Below are 19960 nucleotides of genomic sequence, written 5' to 3'. Positions count from 1 at the left end.
TGTATCACTGCCCCATCAGCCGGTGGCCCAAGCATTGCATTGTACCTGCGCCTTGATAGACACATGGGCACAAGAACAAGACAATATTGGCGATTGGAGAGGGGCCGTGGATATTCGCACCTGCGAGGTTGGCGTGGCATCATCCCATGCATCCGATCCTGTCGAGGCCTTTGCCCAGATCACCCGGCGCATCGATCCCGATCACCTGGCCGGCGCCGTGATGTTCTGCTCGCACCGCTATGACCGCGAAGCCCTGGCACGGGCGGCGCGCGGCTGGGCGATGGAACGCTTTGCGATGATCGGCTGCACCAGTTCGGGCGAGCTGACCGAGGCGGGCTATGACGAGGATTCGATCAGCCTGATCGGCTTTCCGGCCGACAGTTTCCACATGGTCAGCCACCGCTTTGACGACCTTGCCCATTTCGATGCCGGCGCGGCGCGCGCCGCCGTGCGCGACCTGGTGGCGCGGGCCGAAGTGGGCAGCGCGTCGCTGGGCGACAAGGTCAATCATGCCGCGCTGTTCCTGGTCGATGGCCTGTCGCACAGCGAGGAACTGCTGGCGATGACGGTGCAGGACGCGCTGGGCGAAATACCGCTGGTCGGTGGGTCGTCGGGTGACGGGCTGATGTTCAAGGAAACCGGGATCTATTCCGATGGCGCGTTTCACGCCGCCGGCGCGGTGGTGGCGATCCTTTCCACCACGCGGCCGCTGCATGTGTTCCGGCGGCAGCATTACAAGCCCGGCGCGGTCAAGATGGTGGTGACAGAAGCCGATGCCGGCGCGCGCCGCGTGACCGAAATCAACGCCGAGCCCGCTGCCCGCGAATACCTGCGCCTGGCCAGCTCGATCCACGGTGGCATCGATCCGACCCGGCCCGACATGGCGCTGTTTGCCGCCTGCCCGCCGATGGTGCGCGCTGGTGGCGATTACCATGTGCGCGCGGTGCAAAGCGCCAATGCCGATGGCAGCCTGACCTTCTATTGCGCGATCGACGAAGGCATCGTGCTGACTCTGGGCGAACCGGTGGACCAGCTGGAAAGCCTCAATGCCACGATGGCCGAAATCCGCGCGGCAGTGGGCGAGATCGACCACATCATCGCGTTCGATTGCGTGCTCAACCGCATCAATGCCGAACGGCGCCAACTGGGCCGGCCGATTTCCGAAATCTATCGCCGCCACGGGGTGATGGGCTTCAACACCTATGGCGAGCAGTTTCACGCGCTGCACGTCAACCAGACATTCAGCGGGCTGGCCATCGGGCGATGACGGCAGCCCCATCCCCTCTTTCCGGGCCGCCCCTTCCTGATCCGCCCGCTGCGCAAGCCGGGCAGGACGAGGCCGGCATCATCGCGCGGCTGGAAAACGAGCTGCGCAAGCTGCGCAAGATCAACGCCGCACTGGTCGACCGGGTGGAGCGATCGAGCGACCTGTCGCATTCGGCGTTCTCGATGTTCGAGCGGGCCATCACCCTGGAACAGCTGGTCCGCGACCGCACCCGCGCGCTGGAACAGGCGATGGGCGAACTGGCCACCGTCAATGCCAAGCTGGCCCAGGCCCACGCCACGGCCGAAGCGGCCGAAACCCGCCTGCGCGATGCGATCGAATCGATCAACGAAGGCTTTGCCCTGTTCGACGCCGAAGACCGCCTGGTGCTGTATAACGAGGCCTATACCGGCTTCTGGCCCGAAGTGTCGGAACTGCTGCCCGAAAACCCCACGTTCCACCAGATCATCAACCTGGTGGCGCAACAGCGACGGCCGGCCGGCGCGCTGTCCGCGCCCGATCGCTGGGTTTCCGACCGGCTGGCCCGCCACGCCGTGGCATCGGGCGGCCATGTCCAGGCGCTGTCCGACGGCCGCTGGATCCAGATCAACGAGCTGCGCACCAGCGAAGGCGGCATCGTTGGCATCTATACCGATATCACCGAGGCCAAGGCCGAGGATGCCCGTGCCCGCGCGCGTGATCTGGCCCAGCAGAACCTGGCGCTTCAGGCCCTGCTCGACAACTTGGTCGAAGGCGTGTGCATGTTCGATGCCGAGCGCCGGCTGACCGCCTGGAACGGCGCCTTGCAACGCCTGCTCGGCCTGGCCGGTGATGCCAGCGGCGCGCTCAACCAGCACGAAGACCTGGTGCGCTTCTGCACGCAGACCTTGGCGATGGACGGGGCCGACGTGCTGGCCTGGCGCACCGAAGCCGAAGGCACCGTGCGCAACCGGCTGTGCCAGGTGGGCGATCGCATCTGGGAAGTGCGCACCACGGCTACGGCGCTGGGCGGCATGGTGGTGGGCTTCCTTGACGTGACCGAGCCGACCACGGCCCGCCAGATCCTGCAGGACACCGCCGAAACGCTCGAACGCCGCGTGGCCGAGCGCACGACCGAACTGACCGCGCTGAACCAGCGCCTCGCCTCCGAAGTGGCCGAGCGCCGCGCGATCGAGGGGCAGTTGCTGGAAGCCAAGACGGCCGCCGAAATGGCCAACCGATCCAAGACCAGCTTCCTCGCGGCGGCCAGCCACGATCTGCTCCAGCCGCTCAACGCAGCCCGCCTGTTCATTGCCGCGCTTACCGAACGGCGCCTCGCGCTGCCCACCCGGGCGCTGGTCAACCAGGCCTCCACCTCGCTCAATTCGGTCGAGGACCTGCTGGAAACGCTGTTCGAGATCTCGCGGCTGGATGCCGGCGCGATCACGCCCAACCTTACCGACGTGAATCTGGCCGGGTTGCTCGGCACCTTGCAGACCGAATTTGCCCCGACCGCCCGCGCGGCCGGGCTGACGTTCACGGTGGAAGCAGCGCCCGTGTGGGTGCGCAGCGATGCGCGCCTGCTGCGCCGCATTTTGCAGAACCTGGTGTCCAACGCGATCCGCTATACCGGCAGCGGCACCGTGCGCGTTTCCACCGATTGCCCCACGCCGGGCCAGGTGCGGATCAGCGTGTCGGACACTGGCCCAGGCATTCCCAAGGACCAGCAGGAGCGGATTTTCGAGGAGTTCCGCCGGCTGGACCACAGCCACCGCATTCCCGGCAAGGGGCTGGGCCTGGCGATCGTGCGCCGCGCCACGGCAATGTTGCAGCATCCGCTGGAATTGACGTCGGACGCGGGCGCGGGCGCCTGTTTTGCCGTCACGGTACCGCTGGGCGAAAGCCAGGCGGACAGCGCCCCCGCCCTGGCCAAGCCGGTGCGCGACCGCGCCATCCAGGGCCGGCGCATCCTGGTGATCGACAACGAGACGCAGATCCAGCTGGGCATGGAAACGCTGCTCACCGGCTGGGGCTGCCAGGTCCTGGTGGCGGGCAGCGGGCCGGCCGCGATCGACCGGCTGGGCGCCGAAACGCCCGACGTGATTATTGCCGACTTTCACCTCGACCATGCGGAAACCGGCGACCAGGCGGTGCACGATGTGCGCAGCCATCTGGGCCGCAGCGTGCCGGCGATCATCATTTCCGCCGACCGTAGCGAGGAATTGAAAGAGCGCCTGGCCGGGCAGAAATTGCCCTTGCTGGGCAAGCCGGTAAAGCCGGCGCAACTGCGGGCCTTATTGCAGACCATGATGCACTGATCGGGCAGCGCTTGGCGCCCTTCGACACGCTCAGGGCGAGCGGCGGAAGGTTGGATTTTCGCCTGAATTCCCGTTCGGGCTGAGCCTGTCGAAGCCCCTCGCGCGGGACCGTGGTGTCAGGCTTCGCACCAGACCCGCCGCAAAACTCAATCGAAATGCACGCGGTTGGCCAGGATCACCGCCTGGGTGCGGCTGAACACGCCCAGCTTTTGCAGGATGGCCGAAACGTGGGCCTTGACCGTGGTGAGCGAAACATCGAGATCGTGAGCGATCTGCTTGTTCAGCCGGCCGTGTACCAGATGGTGCAGCACGACCTTTTGCTGCGGCGTGAGGCTGTCGATCCGGCTGCGGATCTGCGCTTCCTCGCGCGTGGCGGGGGTTTCTTCCAGGCCGGTATCGGGGATATAGATTTCGCCCGCCATGACCATGTGCAGCGCATCGACGATGCCATCGCGCTTCATCGATTTGGGCAGGAAACCGGCGGCCCCGGCCGATAGGGCTTCCTGCACCAAGGCACGGTCGAAACTGCCCGAAACCATCAGCACCGGCACCATCGGAAATGCCTGGCGCAACTGCACCAGGCCTGAAAGCCGCGTGGCATCGGGCATGTTGAGATCGAGCAGGACGAGATCGCAATCGCCGTGGCTGGCCAGCACGGCGCAAGCCTCTTCCACCCCGGCGGCTTCGAGAATGTCACAGGATTCGAACGTTATGGCCAGAAGGCTGCGCAACCCGTCGCGCACCAGCGGGTGATCGTCGACAACCAGGATGCGTTCGGGCGTGGCATTGGCCATGGCCGCACTATCGGCCGCCCCGCGCGAAAAGCAAGGGGCCGCAGCCATGCTGCGCACCGGCAGGGGCGTGCGAGGCCCGCCGCCTTCCCCGGCAGGCCCCGCAACCGGGCGAGAGGCTGGTACCAGCCCCCCGACCAAGGGCAGGGGGCAGGAAGCCCCCCAGCTTCCGCCCCGGCCCATCACGACTTGGGCAGCTTGAACACCCAGAGCGCGCCGCCCTGGCTGATTTCCTTGAAGGTCTTGGCCACTTCACCGCCCCACAGCGGCACCGCGCCACCCCAGCCGGACATGACCGCGACATACTGCTCGCCATCCTGTTCCCAGGTGACGGGCGAGCCGACCACGCCCGAACCGGTGTTGAACTTCCACAGTTCCTGGCCCGTCTTGGCATCGAATGCCTTGAGATAGCCTTCGGGCGTGCCGGTGAAGACGAGGCCGCCGGCGGTGGTCATCACACCGCCCCACAGCGGGGCCTTGTTCTTGTATTCCCACACGATCTTGCCGGTCTTGGGGTCCATCGCGCGCAGGGCGCCGATGTGATCCTCGACGATCGGCTTGATCGTGAAGCTGGCGCCCAGATAGGCCGCGCCCTTCTTGTAGGCGATCGGCGTGTTCCAGATGTCCATCCCCCAGTCGTTGGACGGGATGTAGAACAGCCCGGTCTGGTCGGAATAGGCCATCGGCATCCAGTTCTTGCCACCCAGGAATGAAGGGCTGGCGAACACGGTCTTGCCCTTGGCTTCGCTGCCGCCAGCGATGTCGGGCGCGCCGGGACGATTTTCGTCGATGTAGTTGGGCCGGCCGGTCTTGGGATTGAAGCCGTTGGCCCAGGTCGTCTGCATGACGAACTTGCTGGCGCTGACGAACTTGCCGTTGGTGCGATCGAGCACGAAGAAATAGCCGTTGCGATCGGCCTTGGCGCCCAGCTTCATCGCCTTGCCGTTGATCGTGGCATCGAAGGGAATGAATTCGTTCACCCCGTCGAAGTCCCAGCCATCGTGCGGCGTGGTCTGGTAGTGCCAGACGATCTGGCCGTTGTCGGGATTGATGGCGAGCGTGGAGGCGGTGTAGAGGTTGTCGCCCTGGCGCAGGTGGCTGTTCCACGGCGCCGGGTTGCCGGTGCCGAAGTAGACCAGGTTGGTGTCAGGATCATAGGTGCCGCCGAGCCAGGTGGCGCCGCCGCCGGTCTTCCACAAGTCGCCCGGCCAAGTGGCATTGAGCTTGCCGGTCATGCCATTGGGCTGGCCGCGCAGCGTGCCCATGTGGCCTTCGATGACCGGGCGGGACCACACCAGTTCACCGGTGTTCACGTCACGCGCCTCGACCACGCCCACGGCGCCGAATTCACCGCCCGATACCCCGGTGATGACCAGGCCCTTGACGATCAGGGGCGCGGCGGTCTGGCTGTAGCCGGCCTGGTAATCGGCCACGGTCTTGTTCCAGATGACCTTGCCGGTCTTGCGGTTGAGCGCCACGACATGCGCATCGAGCGTACCGAAGATGATCTTGTCGCCATAGATCGCCGCGCCGCGGTTGACCACGTCGCAGCAAGGCATGATGCCGTCGGGCAGGCGGGCATCGTATTCCCACTGCTTTTCGCCGGTGCGCGCGTCGAACGCGAACACGCGGGAATAAGAGCCGGTGACATAGATCATGCCGTCATAGACGATCGGCTGCGATTCCTGCCCGCGCTGCTTTTCCCCGCCGAGCGAGGCGGCAAAGGCCGGTACCATCTTGGCCACGTTGGCGGTGTTGATCTGGGCGAGCGGGCTGAAACGGTGCGCCTGCGGGCCCATGCCATACGTCAGCACGTCGCCCGTGGTGGTGGCGTCGGCCATCAGGTCGGCATCGCCGGGACCAGCTGGTGCACCATCGGCCAGCGCCGGCGCCGCCATGGCAAGAGCCAGCGCACAGGCTGCGCTCGCCTTGAAAAATCCCTTCATCATCACACCTCCGGTTGATCGTTGCGGCCTCTCGCGCGGGCCGGTCACGTTGATCTGGTCTTGGGGGCAGATGGTGGGTTTGCTGCGGCCGGTGCCCCCTGCCCCGCCCACCTTGCAAGTGAGACCCTATTCCTTCGCGCGGGCCGGGCAATTGGACCTTGGCACTAGGTTTGCTGCGGATGGGCTAGCGCAGCATAAGATTGCGCTGGCGGCCCTTCGACGGGTTCAGGGCGAACGGAAGATGCGCGACTTTCTCCCCTCCTCTAAAGAGGAAGGGGGGAAGGTTGCTAACCCGCCAGCGGCGCCTGCCACGTCACGCCATAGGGTTGGCACAGCGCGGCTAGGCGGCCATCCTTGTGCATCTGGCCCACGATCTCTTCCAGCGCATCGCCCAGCGTGCGACTGGTTTCCTTCACCGCCATGCCCACGTCCCAGCCGGGGCTGGTCATCATCGGCAGGGGGCCCTTGCGGCGGGCAAAGCCGTGCCCCGCATCCTTCAGGCCGTATTCCAGTTGCGCATTGGTGGCCATGGCAGCGTCCGCTTCGCCCTTGACCAGCGCCGAAACCGCCGATGCGCCGTTGGGATAGTGCGCCACGTCCTTGGCCAGAGCGCCGCCGAACTGCCCCATCAGATAGTAATCGGGGATAGTGGCCACTTCCACGGCGAGCTTGTGCCCCTTGAAAGCCACCGGCAGGCCTTCGCATTCCAGGCCCGTTCCGGTGGCGCAGGCCAGGCCAAAGCGCTCGCGCGCATAGGGCGCCACGATCGCCACCTGGTCTTGCGCCGCGGCAAAGGCCGGATCGAACGGCACATGCAGCATCACGTCGGCCGCCTGGAAGCCCAGGAGCCCGCCACGCCAGACCGCGTTGCGCAAATCGTCCTCCACGCTTTCGTCGGCAGGAAAGATCGCCAGGTCTGCCTTCACGCCCAGCGCGGCAGCCAGGGCACGGCCAAGATCGGCATCGATGCCCTTGATCTGGCCGCCTTCCTCCCACGACCAGGGCGCATTGTCCTGGTAGATCGCCACGCGCAGCACGCCGTTGGCCTTGACCTTGGCCAGCGGTGCCGCTTGCGCCAGGCGGGGCAGCGTGGCCGCGGTGGCAAGGCCTGCCAGCATGGCACGGCGGGTCAGCCCCACGGCTTATTCCTCGTGCACGGTTTCAAGCCAGGCGCGGATCGCCCAGCCGGCTTTCTGCCCCAGGATTTCGCCCATCGGCGGCATATAGACCTTTCCATCGCGCACCGAACCGTGATGATAGCGCTGGACGAACCACTCGTCGCCCGAATCGCCCAGTTCCAGATAGCGCAGATCGGGCGCGATGCCGCCGGAAATGGCCTCGATCCCATGGCAGCGCGCGCAGTTCTGGGCATAGGCATGCTCGCCGATCTCGATCGCCTTGGCATTGCCGCGATAGGGATTGTGCTGTGCCCAGGTATCGTTGTCGGGCTGGATATCGGGCAGCGCGGAAGTATCGACCGGCTGCGGCGTCACATCGCCATGGGCCAGGAGATGCGTTGCGCCGGCGAGGGCAAAAACCCCGGCTGCCGCGCTCAGCGCCAGTCGTCCGGTGAACTTCATCGCGTCAATCCCTTTCCCTCGTGTTTATAGTCTGGCCATGGTGTGGACCATGCAGGGCCTGTGAGAAATTGACCTTTGGTCGAATGCCCATGCGGGCACGGGGCGGATAACGTGTTGTCCAGGAAGAGGATGATAGCGATGCGCTTGATTGCATGCGCGGCCGCCCTGGTCGCATTCGCCGCGATGGTGCCCCTGGCCGCCGCGCAGGCGCAGACCGTCTATGTCAGCAACGAGCGTGGCAATTCGATCAGCGTGATCGACGGCGCGACGGCCAAGCCCATCGCCACCTGGTCGGTGGGCGAGCGCCCGCGCGGGATCACCTTGAGCAAGGATGGCCATTTCGTGCTGGTCTGCGTGAGCAACGACAACGCGGTGAAAGTGATCGACCGCCAGACCGGCAAGATCCTGCGCGAAATCGGCGCGGGGCAAGACCCCGAGCAGTTCTTTTTGAGCCAGGATGGCAAGACGGTGTTCGTGGCGAACGAAAACGACGCGGCGGTGAGCGCGATCGACCTCGCCAACGGGCGCGTGGCGTTCCAGGTTTCCGTGGGCAAGGAACCGGAAGGCATCGCGCAAAGCCCGGACGGCAAGTGGCTGGTCGTCACTTCGGAAGAAGACGATGCAGTGAGCTGGATCGACCTGGCCACCCAGGCAGTGGTTTCCACAACGGAAACCGAAAAGCGCCCGCGCCACGTGGAATTTACCGCCGATGGCAAGGAACTGTGGATCGCGGCCGAAGTGGGCGGCGTGGTGCAGATTGCCGATCCCAAGACCCGCGCGATCACGGCCACGATCCATTTCGCGATTCCCGGCGTGGCCGATTACAAGATCATGCCCTGCGGCATCCGCTTCACCCCCGATGGCAAGACCGCCGTTGTCGCGCTGGGCCGCGCCGACCGGATCGCCGTGATCGACGTGGCCAGCCGCACGGTGAAAGCGACGATCCCGGTGGGCAAGCGCGTGTGGCACCTGGCGCTCAACGCCGATGGCACGCGGGCCTATACCGCCAATGGCCTGTCGAACGACGTTTCGGTGGTGGACCTGGTGGCGGGGCAGACCATCGCCACGGTGCCGGCGGGTGTGGCGCCCTGGGGGGCTGTGGTGGGGGATTGAGGGGGCTGAAACTGGATTGGATGGATTTGATGCGGTCGTTCCGGATACGGTGCTGAAGCAAGCATTTCAAATTTGACCAATTGCTCAAGAGCTTGCAGTCTCCATACGTCCAAAGGGGATCGGGCATGTCAGCAAGAATTTCAATCTTCGATCATTTCAAGAAGTTGTTCGATTTCGCTGGGAGGGAAGACCGTGCAAGCTTCTGGCCATATGCTGCGGTCGCGTTCATTATCACCATGGTCGCGGGAATGTTCTTTTTCGTCCCGGTTATGACTAGTTCCCTGCAGGCGATGCAGCAGTTCGCGGCGCAGCACCCCGAACAAGCGACCATCACAAGCGGGCCAGGCCAATATTCGATTTCGATCCAAGGGAATCATCCCGAGTTCATTCCCGCAAGGTCTATTGCATATTTCCTCGGCGTCACTTTTGGTTTGGCAATCCTCCTTTATGCTGCGGCAGTGGCTCGGCGTCTTCATGATCGTGGAAAATCCGGATTTTGGGGACTCATGCCTCAGCCATTTATTGGCTATTCTTCGATCCAAATGCCCAAAATATTCGCATCGCTCGGGACGGGCGGCCAGCCCGACCTGACATTGTTCTTCTCCATATTTCTGAGCAATCTTCTTTACATTGTGACTTTGATTTTATTGGTAATTTTACTTTCTGGTCCGAGTGACCCAGCTTCAAATCGCTATAGCAAGGCAGTATGAAGCGGTCTTCACCGCAGACATCAATGGCAGCTAACCTCCCCTTTCCTGATCTTCCGGGGGTTGCGCAGCAAACCTCGTTTGCAGCCGTTCGGACAGCATGATCGATTTCGCGCAGAGGCGCAGAGGGATTGACGACCAATCCCTGCGCTTTTGCGTTGGTGATTGCTCGGCGCAAGAAGCGGACATGCGTAGTTCCTTGGAACGAGAACCATAGTCCAATTTCGCGCTGGCGCGCGCCGGCGCATCGTTTTGGCCTGCCCTTTGGGGCAAGAAAACGATGGCAGGGGATGGACCAATGAAGGCAAACAAGGGGCTGGCGGGCGCGATGCTCGCCGCGACGATGACTCTCGGGATGACGCTGGGCGCGACGCCCGCCATGGCCGGCACTTCGGCGGCGCTGCTCAAGCGGCTGCATGAAAAGGGCATCCTGTCCGACGAGGAATACCAGCAATTGCTGCGCGAGGACGAGGCCGAAAACGCGGCGCCTGCACCGGCCGCCGCGCCTGCGCCAGCCGCAGCACCGGTGGCCGACAGCGACCGCCTGGTGCGCCGCACGGCCAGCGGCGTAGGGGTGGAAATCGGCGATGTGGCGCTGACCTTCTCGGGCTCGGTCAACGGGTTCTATGTGCATGACAATCCGCAGACCGCATCGGCGCGCACGGCAGTGACGGGCGGCATTGCCAATGTGGGTGGCAACAGCACGTCCTCGGTGCGCAACGGCCTGCTGCCCGGCTTCCTGAAAGTGGAAGCGACCACCCACCAGGGCGGCTGGGACGTGGGCGCGCACTTCGGCATGTATCCGGGGATCAACAGTGCAGCCTGGGGCGCGCTGGGCGCCAACAACGGCGGACAGCCCACCGCCCTTGCCACCGCCGGCATCGATTTCCGCCAGACCTACCTGACGTTCGGCCGCGCCGGCTTTGGCGAAGTGAAGATCGGGCGCGACATCGGCCTGTTCGGCTCCGACGCCATCCTGAACGATATCACGCTGCTGTCTTCCGGCGCGCCGGGCGGCAACGTGGCGCCGGCCAACACCACGTTGGGCCGCATCGGATCGGGCTATATCTACACCGATTTCCAGCCGCAGATCACCTATACCACGCCATCGCTTTCGGGCTTCAAGGCCGCGTTCGGGGTGTTCCAGCCCTTGAGTTCGCTGACCGGCCCGGCCGAGCAGAACGGCAGCCCCGGCTTCCAGGCCAAGCTTTCTTATGATGGCAAGCTGGGCCCCGTGACGGCGCACCTCTGGGCCTCGGGCATCACGCAAAAGCACGATACGCTCAACCGCGCGCTGGCCTATACCGGCAAGGGGCTGGACGTGGGCGCCAAGCTGACCGCCGGCCCGGTCACGGCCGTGGGCTATTACTACACCGCCTCGGGCCTGGGCACCACGGTGCTCAACCTGTTCGACAGCGATGGCCTGGGCCATGCGCGGGACAGCCATGGCTTCTATGCGCAGGCCATGGCCACTTTCGGCAAGATTTCGGTGGGCGGCAGCTATGGCGAAAGCCGCCTGAACTTTGCCAACGCCCTCGATGCCGCCACCACGCCCACGCTGGTGGCCAAGAACAGCAGCTATGTCGGCCAGGTGCGCTATGGCCTGACCAGCTGGGTCACGCTGATCGGCGAATATGTCTCGGCCAAGGCGCAGGCCCACAACGGCAACAGCGCCAAGTCCGATACGCTGGCCCTGGGCGGCATCCTCTTCTTCTGATCGGACCTTTACCCGGCACCGATCATCCACGCCCCGGCGCATGGCTCTCCAGGCGCCGGGCATTGGCCGGACGACCCAATTCCCCGGGTTGTCCGGCCTTTTTTGTCAGTCCGGCTTGCCACGGCGCAGGCTGGGCAATCGATCGGCCCGCGTTTCCCGGCGGTAAGGCCTGCGTCTGAGACGGGCGAACAGTTCGGCGCCGCGCAAGGCCAACCAGCCGAATGGCCGAACAAGGAACCCGGCCGCATCGATCACGTCACTGACATCCATCGCAGTTGCCCATTTCGTCGCCGCGGGCTGCGCCGCTACAAGGCAATTCAGTACACCTGAAGCACGGCCATGGCCGAACACAAAAAAGGGCCGGGCGGCATCGTGCCACCCGGCCCCGTCCGGTATCGCGACCCGGAAAGAACGCTTACTTCAGGCTGGTGAGATAACCGACCAGTTCGGCCCGCTTGGCCGGATCTTTCAGGCCGGGGAACGCCATCATCGTGCCGGGCACCAGCGCGCGCGGGTTTTCGATCCACTTGTCGAGCGTGGCGGCATTCCAGGTGAGGCCCGATTTCTTGAGGCCGTCGGAATACTTGAACGTGGGCGCGTGCGTGCCGGCCTTCTTGCCCACCACGCCATAAAGATTGGGGCCGATCTTGTTGGGGCCGCCCTTGGTGTTGTCGTGGCAGACGGCACAGCGCGCCCAGGTGGATGGCGCGGGCGGCGGCGCAGCATGGGCGGCCTGCGGCATGCCCGCCATCGCGAACGTCATGGCCAGAACCGGTGCAATCAGGCGTTTCGACATAACTTCTCCACTCCACGTGTCTGTTTCGTCACGCCACTGCCACGGCGACGGCCGCGCCGATATTGGACTATTGGCCGGATCGGTCGTGCGGTTTAGTTGATTGGTTAATTGACAAGCGCCGGCCCGCGCTGGCAGGCTGCGTGCAAGCGCAAACACCCGAAAAAAGGATTGCCCACCGCCATGATCACGACCCGCTTCACGCAATTGTTTGGCGTGGAACACCCGATTGCCCAGGGCGGCATGCAATGGGTGGGCACGGCCGATCTGGTGGCGGCGGTGGCCAATGCCGGGGCGCTGGGTTTCCTGACGGCGCTGACCCAGCCCACGCCTGAAGCGCTGGTGCGCGAGATCGCGCGTTGCCGCAGCATGACCGACAAGCCGTTTGGCGTGAACCTGACGATCCTGCCCGCGATCACCCCGCCGCCCTACGCCGAATATCGCCAGGCAATCATCGAAAGCGGCATCACCGCGGTGGAAACCGCTGGCTATCGTCCGGACGAGCACGTGGCCGCGTTCAAGGCCGCCGGGGTGAAAGTGATCCACAAATGCACCGCCGTGCGCCACGCGCTTTCCGCCCAACGCATGGGGGTGGACGCCATTTCGATCGACGGGTTCGAATGCGCCGGCCACCCGGGTGAGGATGACATCCCGGGCCTGGTGCTGATTCCCGCCACGGCCGACAAGGTGACGATCCCGATCATTGCCTCGGGCGGGTTCGGCGATGGACGCGGGCTGGTTGCCGCGCTGGCGCTGGGCGCCGAAGGCATCAACATGGGTACGCGCTTTTGCGCCACCCAGGAAGCGCCCATCCACGACGGCATCAAGCAGGCGATCGTGGCGAACGACGAACGCGCCACCGCGCTGCTGTTTCGCAGCTACCGCAACACCGCCCGCGTGGCGCGCAATAGCGTGGCAGAGGAAGCGGTGCGAATCGAGCGGGAAGGCCAGCCGTTCGAAGCCATCGCCCATCTTGTAAAAGGCGCGCGTGGCCGCGAAGGCCTGCTTTCGGGCGATCCTGAACACGGCATCTGGACGGCCGGCATGGTGCAGGGCCTGATCCACGACGTCCCCACCGTGGCGCAACTGGTGGGCCGCATCGTGGCCGATGCCGAGACGATCATCGCCCAGCGCCTGGCCGGGATGGTCGGTGGATAACATTGACAAATTCACCGCCATGGTCCATATCAGGCTCTGCTAACGTCGCCTGCGACGGATTTTGAAGCCTATGACCAGGAAAAGCCCATGCGCTTTTCCACGTCTGCGCGCCGATACTTCCCTTCTCTCGCTACAAGCTCCGCCGGCGCTGTTGCCGGTGGGTTCCCCTGTTTCGTGAAAAGGAAACACCCATGATTACCGGCACCGTGAAATTCTTCAATTCCGACAAGGGCTATGGCTTTATCGCGCCCGACAATGGCGGCGCAGACAGCTTCGTGCACATCAGCGCGGTCGAGCGTTCGGGCATGGCCACGCTGACCAAGGACCAGCGCGTGCGCTTCGAACTGGAAACCGACCGTCGCGGCAAGGAAGCTGCCGTCAACCTCCAGTCGGTTTGATTCCATGGCCAAAGAGGATCTGCTGACCCTTGAAGGCCAAATCGACGAGATCCTTCCAGATGGGCGCTTCGGCGTCCTTCTGGAAAACGATCACCGGATCATCGCCTACACCGCGGGCAAGATGCGCAAGTTTCGCATCCGCTCGATCGTGGGCGACCGGGTCCGGGTCGAGATGACCCCTTACGACCTCACCAAGGGGCGTATCGTCTATCGCGAAAAAATCGGGGGCGGCCCGGCTGCCCTTCGCAAACGGCGCTAGACCCGCCCAAGACCATAAAAAGACAAGAATACAACCTACATGATTATGCAATACACGTTCACTACATCCAAGCTGCATACCACCTATCCCCTGCCCGCCCCGCGTCGCGCCATGCGCGCCGCTGCTGCCCCGTGCGGGCTGAGCCGGCAGGAACTGCGCGAGATCGTCGCCCAGATGGTGGGCTGATCGCAATCAGGCCATTTTGGCCGGCAACCTTGCCCGAAGGAGACGACCATGTCCGAAGCTCAGGACTTCTACCTCCGGCAGGTTGCCCTTAGCGCAAAGGCGGCCGACGAATCCGATCTGGCCAACCAGCGCGACAAACACTTGCGCTCGCAGGCCGCGTGGCAGGTCCTGGCCGATCGTGCCGGCAAGACCGCCGCGGCCAAAGCCGCCAACGAAGCTCAGAAGCAGTCCGAATTGCTCGGCACGCTTGAAAGCACCCGCATCGGACCAGATTTTTCCATCTGAATCCATGATTTGGTAAGCACGGATAGCGCACCCCTGCACATCAGGGGGGCACATGGCCGGCACAATCACATTCACACCGCAGCTGCGCGATTCGCTGGCTTTGCAGCGCATCCGGTTCTTTCGCCAGGTGCTGTCACGCCGTGCGCTGCTGACGGACGCGGTGGTGTTGGGCGTTGTCTGGCTTATCACGTTCTTCGCGTGCCGCGATGACGGCCTGGGCCCTGCGGCGCGGGCTGCATCGCTGGCCGCGATCGGCATGGTCGTTGTCATATTGACAGTGCTGCCCTTGTGCTTTGCGATCTCGCGCAACCAGATCCGGCGCGTCTTTACGGAGCGGCGACCCTGGCAGAGTCCACAGGACATCAACTGGACCGACCAAGGCATCAGCGTGCGCACCGACATGGTCCACGCGCAATCGCCCTGGTCCCACTATGCCGGGTGGCGCGATACCCGCCATGGGATCGTGCTCATCGCCACCAACGTGGACACCGCGTTGCTGCCGGCACGCGCCTTTGCCCAAGGCCAGCGAGAAGATCTGATTACCACCCTGCATGCGGCTGGCATTCCGCGCGACGGCAGCAGCACTGCAACGCGGCTGGCCCAGGCGGCACCATGGCAGCCGCATTCCTGGCGTCGACGCGAGACACTGGTCCCGCTGATGTGGCTGGCTCTGGCCGTGGTCGCGTCCGCGCGGTGCGTGATATTTCCGTCGCCCGGCGGCCTGTTTTACGCCATCGCTGCCACCGGTGCCCCGGTGCTTGCCGCGATGCTGGGCGGCCTGTTGCTGGGGCGGCGCACCGATACCTTGCGGTTGGCGCTCGCCTTCCTCGGTGCGGCCATCGTCGCGGAAATCGGCACGATAGTGGCGGCATTGCAGGGCAACACCGAGAACCCGGGATTGTGGCTGGTTGGCATGATCGTTACCGGGCTGGCGCTGTGGATATGGGGAGAGCACGTGGGTCGGCCAGCCTGGCGGCGTCTTGCCGCCATCGCGGTGGGCCTGGGCACGCTGGCCTGCGTCGCCTTGATGCCACAAGCGCAGTCGAGCACCTATTACCTGTCTCGCGCGCTGCAACCCTATCTGACCGGCGGCGCGCCGGATGAGGGCGATGACCATGCCACGCCAACGCCCTTGGCCGATGTTATGTGGGGCATGCAGCCCGCTCTGCTGACCAAGGCCATTGCAGGGCTGCAGCCTTCGCCACAAGGCGCCGCGCCGCGCGTAAGGGCGGTGGCGATCGCCGCCGATGGGACCCAGGATCAATTCCTGAACGAGGCGAACCGCGCACTCGGCGTGATGGGCCAGCGCTATGGCAAGGCGCTCGGCGGCGCCATTCTGCTATCCAACAACGCCCAGATGCTGGAGAGTCAGCCACTGGCCACCCGCGCCAACTTCGTCGCCTCAGTGCAGGCCGTGGCAGCACACAGTGACCGGGCGCGCGATTGGACGTTCGTGTACCTCGTCTCGCATGGCGGGCGCGACGCCGCGTTGCTGACCCAGACGAGCGAATATGACGATCTCACTCCGATCGATGCGAACACAATCAACCAAGCCCTGAGTCAGGCCGGCATCCGCCGCCGCGTGATCGTGATTTCGGCCTGCTATGCCGGCAGCTGGATCAAGGCACTCGCCAATCCCGACACGATCGTCATCGCCGCGGCCCGACACGACCGCACGTCGTTCGGCTGCGGTCCCGGCAACGATCTTACCTATTTTGGCGAGGCTTTCCTCAACGGCCCCTTCGCGCAAGGTGCCTCGCTGCAGCAAAGCTTCGATGCGGCCCGTAAAGCCATCGCCAGGCGCGAAGCTGGCGACCAAGTCACGCCGTCGGTGCCGCAGGTATTCGTCGGGGCCCATATGCAGGGCCTATGGATGGAAAAACCGCCACGCGATTGAATGCAACCGTGGTGAGCCCTGCTGGATTCGAACCAGCGACCTACTGATTAAAAGTCAGTTGCTCTACCGACTGAGCTAAGGGCCCCCGGGGCGCCGCGTGGCGCGCGGTTGGTGCGCTCACCTAGGGGCGGGGCGGCGGCGGGTCAAGCGGGAAGCCAGGTGTTTTGTCGCCAAACCTGTGAGTGGATCGCGCCAATCGGCGGCGACGTGCACGGCCGGGCCCATCACGAAGGGCCGCTGGCGGCAGGCCGGGTGGGGAATCACCAGGTTGGCATGGATATCGGCCAATGCGCCGCCTGACCACAGCACGATATCGAGATCGAGCGTGCGGGCGCGCCAGGGGGCGCCGCGTCGCACGCGGCCGAAGCTGTGTTCGAGCGCCTGGAGCCGGGCCAGCACCTGCGCCGGTTCCAGCGGCGTGGTGATCACCGCGCAGGCATTGGCATAGCGGCGGCGCGAGGGACCCACCGGGGCGCTGGCGATGATCGGGGAGAGCGCCTGGAGCACGAGGCCGGCATCGTCGAGCGCGCGCGCCGCCGCGCGTAGCACCTGCGCCGGGGCCCCGTGGCGCGCGTGGCGCACGTTGGAGCCCAGCGCGATCAGGTATTGGTGCGGCGCAGCGGTGGCGGCGGGCATGGCCGGTTCAGATGTCCTGCGCCAGGCGGGTGTAGAGCTGCGGGCGGCGATCGCGGAAGAAGCCCATCCCGGCGCGGTGCCGCGCGGCGGCATCGAGATCGAGCGTGGCGACCAGCACGCCGGTTTCCTGCGCGCCATATTCGGCGAGGAAATCGCCCCATTCGTTGGCGATGAAGCTGTGCCCGTAGAATGCCTGGTCGTTTTCCTCGACCCCGATGCGGTTGGCGGCGACCACCGGCATGCAGTTGGACGCGGCGTGACCCAGCATGGCGCGGCGCCACACCCGGCTGGTATCGAGATCCGCGTCATAGGGTTCGCTGCCGATGGCGGTGGGATAGAACAGCACTTGTGCGCCCATCAGCGCCATGGCGCGCGCGCATTCAGGATACCATTGGTCCCAGCACACGCCCACGCCGATGCGCGTGCCGAACACGTCCCACACCTTGAACCCGGTGTTGCCGGGGCGGAAATAATACTTTTCCTCGTACCCCGGGCCATCGGGAATGTGGCTCTTGCGATAGGTGCCCAAGATCTCTCCCTGCGCGTCGATCATCGCCAGGGTGTTGTAGTAATGCGGGCCTTCGCGCTCGAAAAAGCTGGTCGGGATGGCGATGCCCAGTCCCTTGGCCAGCTCCTGCATGGCCTTGACCGAAGGATCGCTGTCCAGCGTGTGGGCCAGAGCAAAGCGCGCTTCGTCTTCGGTCACGCAGAAATAGGGGCCGGCAAAGAGTTCGGGCGGCAGCACCACTTGCGCGCCTTGCGCGGCGGCTTGCTCCACGAGGGCGGAGACGGCGGCGATGTTGTCTGCCGCATCGGACGAATTGAGCGCAAGCTGGAGCGCGGCCACGGAAAGCTGGGTCATGGCGCAGCATCTATGCCGTCGGGCGTGTCAATTCAACGACAGCGGTCACCGACAGCAGGCGATTCCCCCTGGGGAGGATGACAGGCGCCCTGCCCGTTCCTATCTGGGGGGCAAATCTTTGAGAAAGGGATCCCCCAACCATGGCGCCAACTTCCGCCAATCAGGCCATCCTTGCCGGTGGCTGCTTCTGGTGCACCGAAGCGGTGTTCCGCGACGTCATCGGCGTGTCGAACGTGGAAAGCGGCTATATCGGCGGCACCACCGAGAACCCCACGTACAAGCAAGTATGCAGCGGCGCGACCGGCCATGCCGAGGCGATCCGGGTGACGTTCGATCCTGCCGTGATCGACTATGGCCAGCTGCTCGACATCTTTTTCGCCACGCACGATCCGACGCAGCTCAACCGCCAGGGCAACGACGTGGGCACGCAATATCGCTCTGCGCTGTTCCCGCTGGATGAAGCGCAGGACGCGGAAGCCAAGGCGGCGATCGCGCGCGCGCAGGCCGAACGCGATGCCCCGATCGTGACGAGCATCGAACCCGTGGCGACCTGGTATCCGGCCGAGGATTACCATCAGGAATATTGGGAAGGCGAAGGCCAGCGCAATCCCTATTGCCTGGCAGTGATCCCGCCCAAGCTGATGAAGCTGCGCAAGAGCTTTGCGGCCAAAGTGAAGGCGTAGGGCGGCCCCCGGCGCGCCTTGCCTGACACCAACCCCCTCCTCTGGAGAGGAGGGGGTTATTTTTTGCCGTTTTTACTGGGCGTCGAGGCCGTAGGCGGTGTGGAGCACGCGCACGGCAAGTTCCACTTCATCGGCATCGATCAGCACCGAAACCTTGATTTCGCTGGTGGAGATCGCCTGGATGTTGATGCCGCGATCGGCCAGCGCCTTGAACATCGTGCTGGCAACGCCAGCGTGGCTGCGCATGCCCACGCCCACCACCGAAACCTTGGCCACCTTGCTGTCGGCGATCAGGCGATACCAGCCGATCTGGTCCTTGCGCTCTTCGAGCAGGGCCTGCGTGCGCGCCAGGTCGGACTGGGGGCAGGTGAAGGTCACATCCGTCTCGCCCTTGTCCTTGGCGATGTTCTGGATGATCATGTCCACGTTGATATTGGCTTCGGCCAGCGGCGCAAAGATCGAGGCAACCGCGCCGGGGCGATCCGCGATCCGCGTGAGAGTGACCTTGGCCTCGTTCTTGTCGGCAGCGATGCCGGTGATCAGCTGGCGTTCCATTTCGTACCCTTCCAGTTCCTCGTCCGCAACGATCATCGTGCCGGGGATCGTGTCCGCCGCCGGGGCATCGTCGTCGATGAAGGATGACAACACCTGCACCCGCACGTTCTCCTTCATCGCAAGCGAGACCGAGCGGGTTTGCAGGACTTTGGAACCGACCGAGGCCAGTTCCAGCATTTCTTCGTAAGTCACGGCCTTGAGCTTGCGCGCCTTGGCCACGATGCGCGGATCGGTGGTATAGACGCCGTCCACGTCGGTATAGATGTCGCACCGGTCGGCGCCGATCGCGGCGGCCACGGCCACGGCCGAGGTATCCGATCCGCCACGCCCCAGCGTGGTGATGCGGTTTTCGGCGGTGAGGCCCTGGAAGCCCGGGATCACGGCGATTTCGCCGGCCGCCATGCTGGCCAGCAGTTCGGGCGAATCGATGCCTTCGATGCGCGCCTTGGAAAACGCGTCGTCGGTGCGCACCGGCAATTGCCAGCCCAGCCAAGAGCGCGCCTTGCAGCCCAGCGCCTGGAGATGCATGGCCAGGAGGCCCGACGTCACCTGCTCGCCGCTGGCCACCACCACATCGTATTCCGCCGGATCATAGAGCGCGCTGGCTTCGCGGCAGAAGTTCACGAGGCGGTCGGTTTCCCCGGCCATGGCCGAAACCACCACCGCCACTTCATGGCCAGCGGCCTGCTGGCGCTGCACGATCCGCGCGACGCGGCGGATTCGCTCGGTTCCGGCCATCGAGGTGCCGCCGAATTTCATCACGATCCGGGCCAACGCTTGTGCTCCTGTCCACCTGCCAAAAGAAAGAATCTTGCACGCATGGCCCATGGACC

21 protein-coding genes and 1 tRNA gene are annotated in these 19960 nt (G+C 64.8%); 12 read left to right on the top strand and 10 right to left on the bottom strand.

Annotated features, from left to right (window positions below; genetic code table 11):
• Window positions 1-112: 112 nt before the first annotated feature.
• Both FHT19_RS01300 and FHT19_RS01295 read left to right on the top strand, forming a co-directional pair.
• The gene (locus FHT19_RS01300) at window positions 113-1267 is read left to right on the top strand and encodes an FIST N-terminal domain-containing protein (protein WP_179506712.1); all 1155 of its coding nucleotides are present in this window, start codon (window positions 113-115) and stop codon (window positions 1265-1267) included.
• Window positions 1264-3561 (top strand): NahK/ErcS family hybrid sensor histidine kinase/response regulator, encoded by a 2298-nt coding sequence (locus FHT19_RS01295; RefSeq protein WP_169473485.1) that lies wholly within the window; start codon window positions 1264-1266, stop codon window positions 3559-3561. Before FHT19_RS01300 ends, FHT19_RS01295 begins: the two co-directional genes overlap by 4 nt.
• Before the next feature lie 146 nt (window positions 3562-3707).
• Here FHT19_RS01295 and FHT19_RS01290 read toward each other — a convergent pair whose 3' ends face one another.
• From FHT19_RS01290 to pedF, 4 genes are all read right to left on the bottom strand, one after another.
• Complete coding sequence (locus FHT19_RS01290; protein ID WP_246865957.1) at window positions 3708-4355, bottom strand: response regulator transcription factor; 648 nt, start codon at window positions 4353-4355, stop codon at window positions 3708-3710.
• Window positions 4356-4534: 179 nt separating this feature from the next.
• On the bottom strand, window positions 4535-6298 hold the full coding sequence (locus FHT19_RS01285; RefSeq protein WP_168555385.1) for a methanol/ethanol family PQQ-dependent dehydrogenase: 1764 nt from the start codon (window positions 6296-6298) through the stop codon (window positions 4535-4537).
• A gap of 287 nt (window positions 6299-6585) precedes the next feature.
• A complete protein-coding gene (locus tag FHT19_RS01280) occupies window positions 6586-7416 on the bottom strand; it encodes a transporter substrate-binding domain-containing protein (RefSeq protein ID WP_169474864.1) in 831 nt (276 codons plus the stop codon).
• 24 nt (window positions 7417-7440) lie between these two features.
• Window positions 7441-7878: a cytochrome c-550 PedF gene (gene pedF / locus FHT19_RS01275; protein ID WP_168554024.1), complete on the bottom strand. Its 438-nt coding sequence runs from the start codon at window positions 7876-7878 to the stop codon at window positions 7441-7443.
• A gap of 138 nt (window positions 7879-8016) precedes the next feature.
• Between pedF and FHT19_RS01270 the strand changes: the two genes are divergently transcribed.
• The 3 genes from FHT19_RS01270 to FHT19_RS01260 all read left to right on the top strand — a co-directional run bounded on the left by FHT19_RS01270 (window position 8017) and on the right by FHT19_RS01260 (window position 11415).
• The gene (locus FHT19_RS01270; RefSeq protein WP_169473483.1) at window positions 8017-8991 is read left to right on the top strand and encodes a PQQ-dependent catabolism-associated beta-propeller protein; all 975 of its coding nucleotides are present in this window, start codon (window positions 8017-8019) and stop codon (window positions 8989-8991) included.
• 125 nt (window positions 8992-9116) lie between these two features.
• Window positions 9117-9701: a DUF805 domain-containing protein gene (locus tag FHT19_RS01265; RefSeq protein ID WP_169473481.1), complete on the top strand. Its 585-nt coding sequence runs from the start codon at window positions 9117-9119 to the stop codon at window positions 9699-9701.
• A gap of 325 nt (window positions 9702-10026) precedes the next feature.
• Window positions 10027-11415, top strand: a complete 1389-nt coding sequence (locus tag FHT19_RS01260; protein ID WP_169474863.1) for a porin — start codon at window positions 10027-10029, stop codon at window positions 11413-11415.
• A 105-nt stretch (window positions 11416-11520) separates the two neighbouring features.
• Here the strand turns inward: FHT19_RS01260 and FHT19_RS01255 are convergent, their stop codons facing one another.
• Both FHT19_RS01255 and FHT19_RS01250 read right to left on the bottom strand, forming a co-directional pair.
• Complete coding sequence (locus FHT19_RS01255) at window positions 11521-11670, bottom strand: hypothetical protein (protein ID WP_168554021.1); 150 nt, start codon at window positions 11668-11670, stop codon at window positions 11521-11523.
• A 160-nt stretch (window positions 11671-11830) separates the two neighbouring features.
• Complete coding sequence (locus tag FHT19_RS01250; RefSeq protein WP_246865840.1) at window positions 11831-12211, bottom strand: c-type cytochrome; 381 nt, start codon at window positions 12209-12211, stop codon at window positions 11831-11833.
• A 180-nt stretch (window positions 12212-12391) separates the two neighbouring features.
• Here FHT19_RS01250 and FHT19_RS01245 point away from each other — a divergent pair, with 180 nt between their 5' ends.
• The 6 genes from FHT19_RS01245 (at window position 12392) to FHT19_RS01220 (ending at window position 16391) form a co-directional block, all read left to right on the top strand.
• The gene (locus tag FHT19_RS01245; protein ID WP_168554020.1) at window positions 12392-13366 is read left to right on the top strand and encodes a nitronate monooxygenase; all 975 of its coding nucleotides are present in this window, start codon (window positions 12392-12394) and stop codon (window positions 13364-13366) included.
• Window positions 13367-13557: 191 nt separating this feature from the next.
• Window positions 13558-13764, top strand: coding sequence for a cold-shock protein (locus FHT19_RS01240; RefSeq protein WP_168554019.1), 207 nt, complete (start codon window positions 13558-13560; stop codon window positions 13762-13764).
• Window positions 13765-13768: 4 nt separating this feature from the next.
• Window positions 13769-14023 (top strand): translation initiation factor IF-1, encoded by a 255-nt coding sequence (gene infA / locus FHT19_RS01235; RefSeq protein WP_168554018.1) that lies wholly within the window; start codon window positions 13769-13771, stop codon window positions 14021-14023.
• Between the two features lie 39 nt (window positions 14024-14062).
• Window positions 14063-14209: a hypothetical protein gene (locus tag FHT19_RS01230; RefSeq protein ID WP_168554017.1), complete on the top strand. Its 147-nt coding sequence runs from the start codon at window positions 14063-14065 to the stop codon at window positions 14207-14209.
• A gap of 48 nt (window positions 14210-14257) precedes the next feature.
• A complete protein-coding gene (locus FHT19_RS01225) occupies window positions 14258-14494 on the top strand; it encodes a hypothetical protein (RefSeq protein ID WP_169473479.1) in 237 nt (78 codons plus the stop codon).
• A 52-nt stretch (window positions 14495-14546) separates the two neighbouring features.
• The gene (locus FHT19_RS01220) at window positions 14547-16391 is read left to right on the top strand and encodes a C13 family peptidase (protein ID WP_169473477.1); all 1845 of its coding nucleotides are present in this window, start codon (window positions 14547-14549) and stop codon (window positions 16389-16391) included.
• A 9-nt stretch (window positions 16392-16400) separates the two neighbouring features.
• Here FHT19_RS01220 and FHT19_RS01215 read toward each other — a convergent pair.
• The 3 genes from FHT19_RS01215 to aguB form a co-directional block, all read right to left on the bottom strand.
• Window positions 16401-16476 (bottom strand) — tRNA-Lys (locus tag FHT19_RS01215).
• Between the two features lie 32 nt (window positions 16477-16508).
• Window positions 16509-17027, bottom strand: coding sequence for a 2-amino-4-hydroxy-6-hydroxymethyldihydropteridine diphosphokinase (folK, locus tag FHT19_RS01210; protein ID WP_169473475.1), 519 nt, complete (start codon window positions 17025-17027; stop codon window positions 16509-16511).
• Between the two features lie 7 nt (window positions 17028-17034).
• Window positions 17035-17889, bottom strand: a complete 855-nt coding sequence (gene aguB / locus FHT19_RS01205; protein WP_169473474.1) for an N-carbamoylputrescine amidase — start codon at window positions 17887-17889, stop codon at window positions 17035-17037.
• 140 nt (window positions 17890-18029) lie between these two features.
• Here aguB and msrA point away from each other — a divergent pair, with 140 nt between their 5' ends.
• Window positions 18030-18572, top strand: a complete 543-nt coding sequence (msrA, locus tag FHT19_RS01200) for a peptide-methionine (S)-S-oxide reductase MsrA (RefSeq protein ID WP_168553971.1) — start codon at window positions 18030-18032, stop codon at window positions 18570-18572.
• A 72-nt stretch (window positions 18573-18644) separates the two neighbouring features.
• Here the strand turns inward: msrA and FHT19_RS01195 are convergent, their stop codons facing one another.
• On the bottom strand, window positions 18645-19886 hold the full coding sequence (locus FHT19_RS01195) for an aspartate kinase (protein WP_179506710.1): 1242 nt from the start codon (window positions 19884-19886) through the stop codon (window positions 18645-18647).
• Window positions 19887-19960: the final 74 nt, after the last annotated feature.

The sequence above is a fragment of the Novosphingobium sp. SG919 genome (genome assembly GCF_012932495.1).
GTDB classification, from domain to species: domain Bacteria; phylum Pseudomonadota; class Alphaproteobacteria; order Sphingomonadales; family Sphingomonadaceae; genus Novosphingobium; species Novosphingobium rhizosphaerae.
The sequence above is the reverse complement of the archived record's forward strand: the minus strand, read 5'-3'. Positions and strand labels throughout refer to the sequence as shown.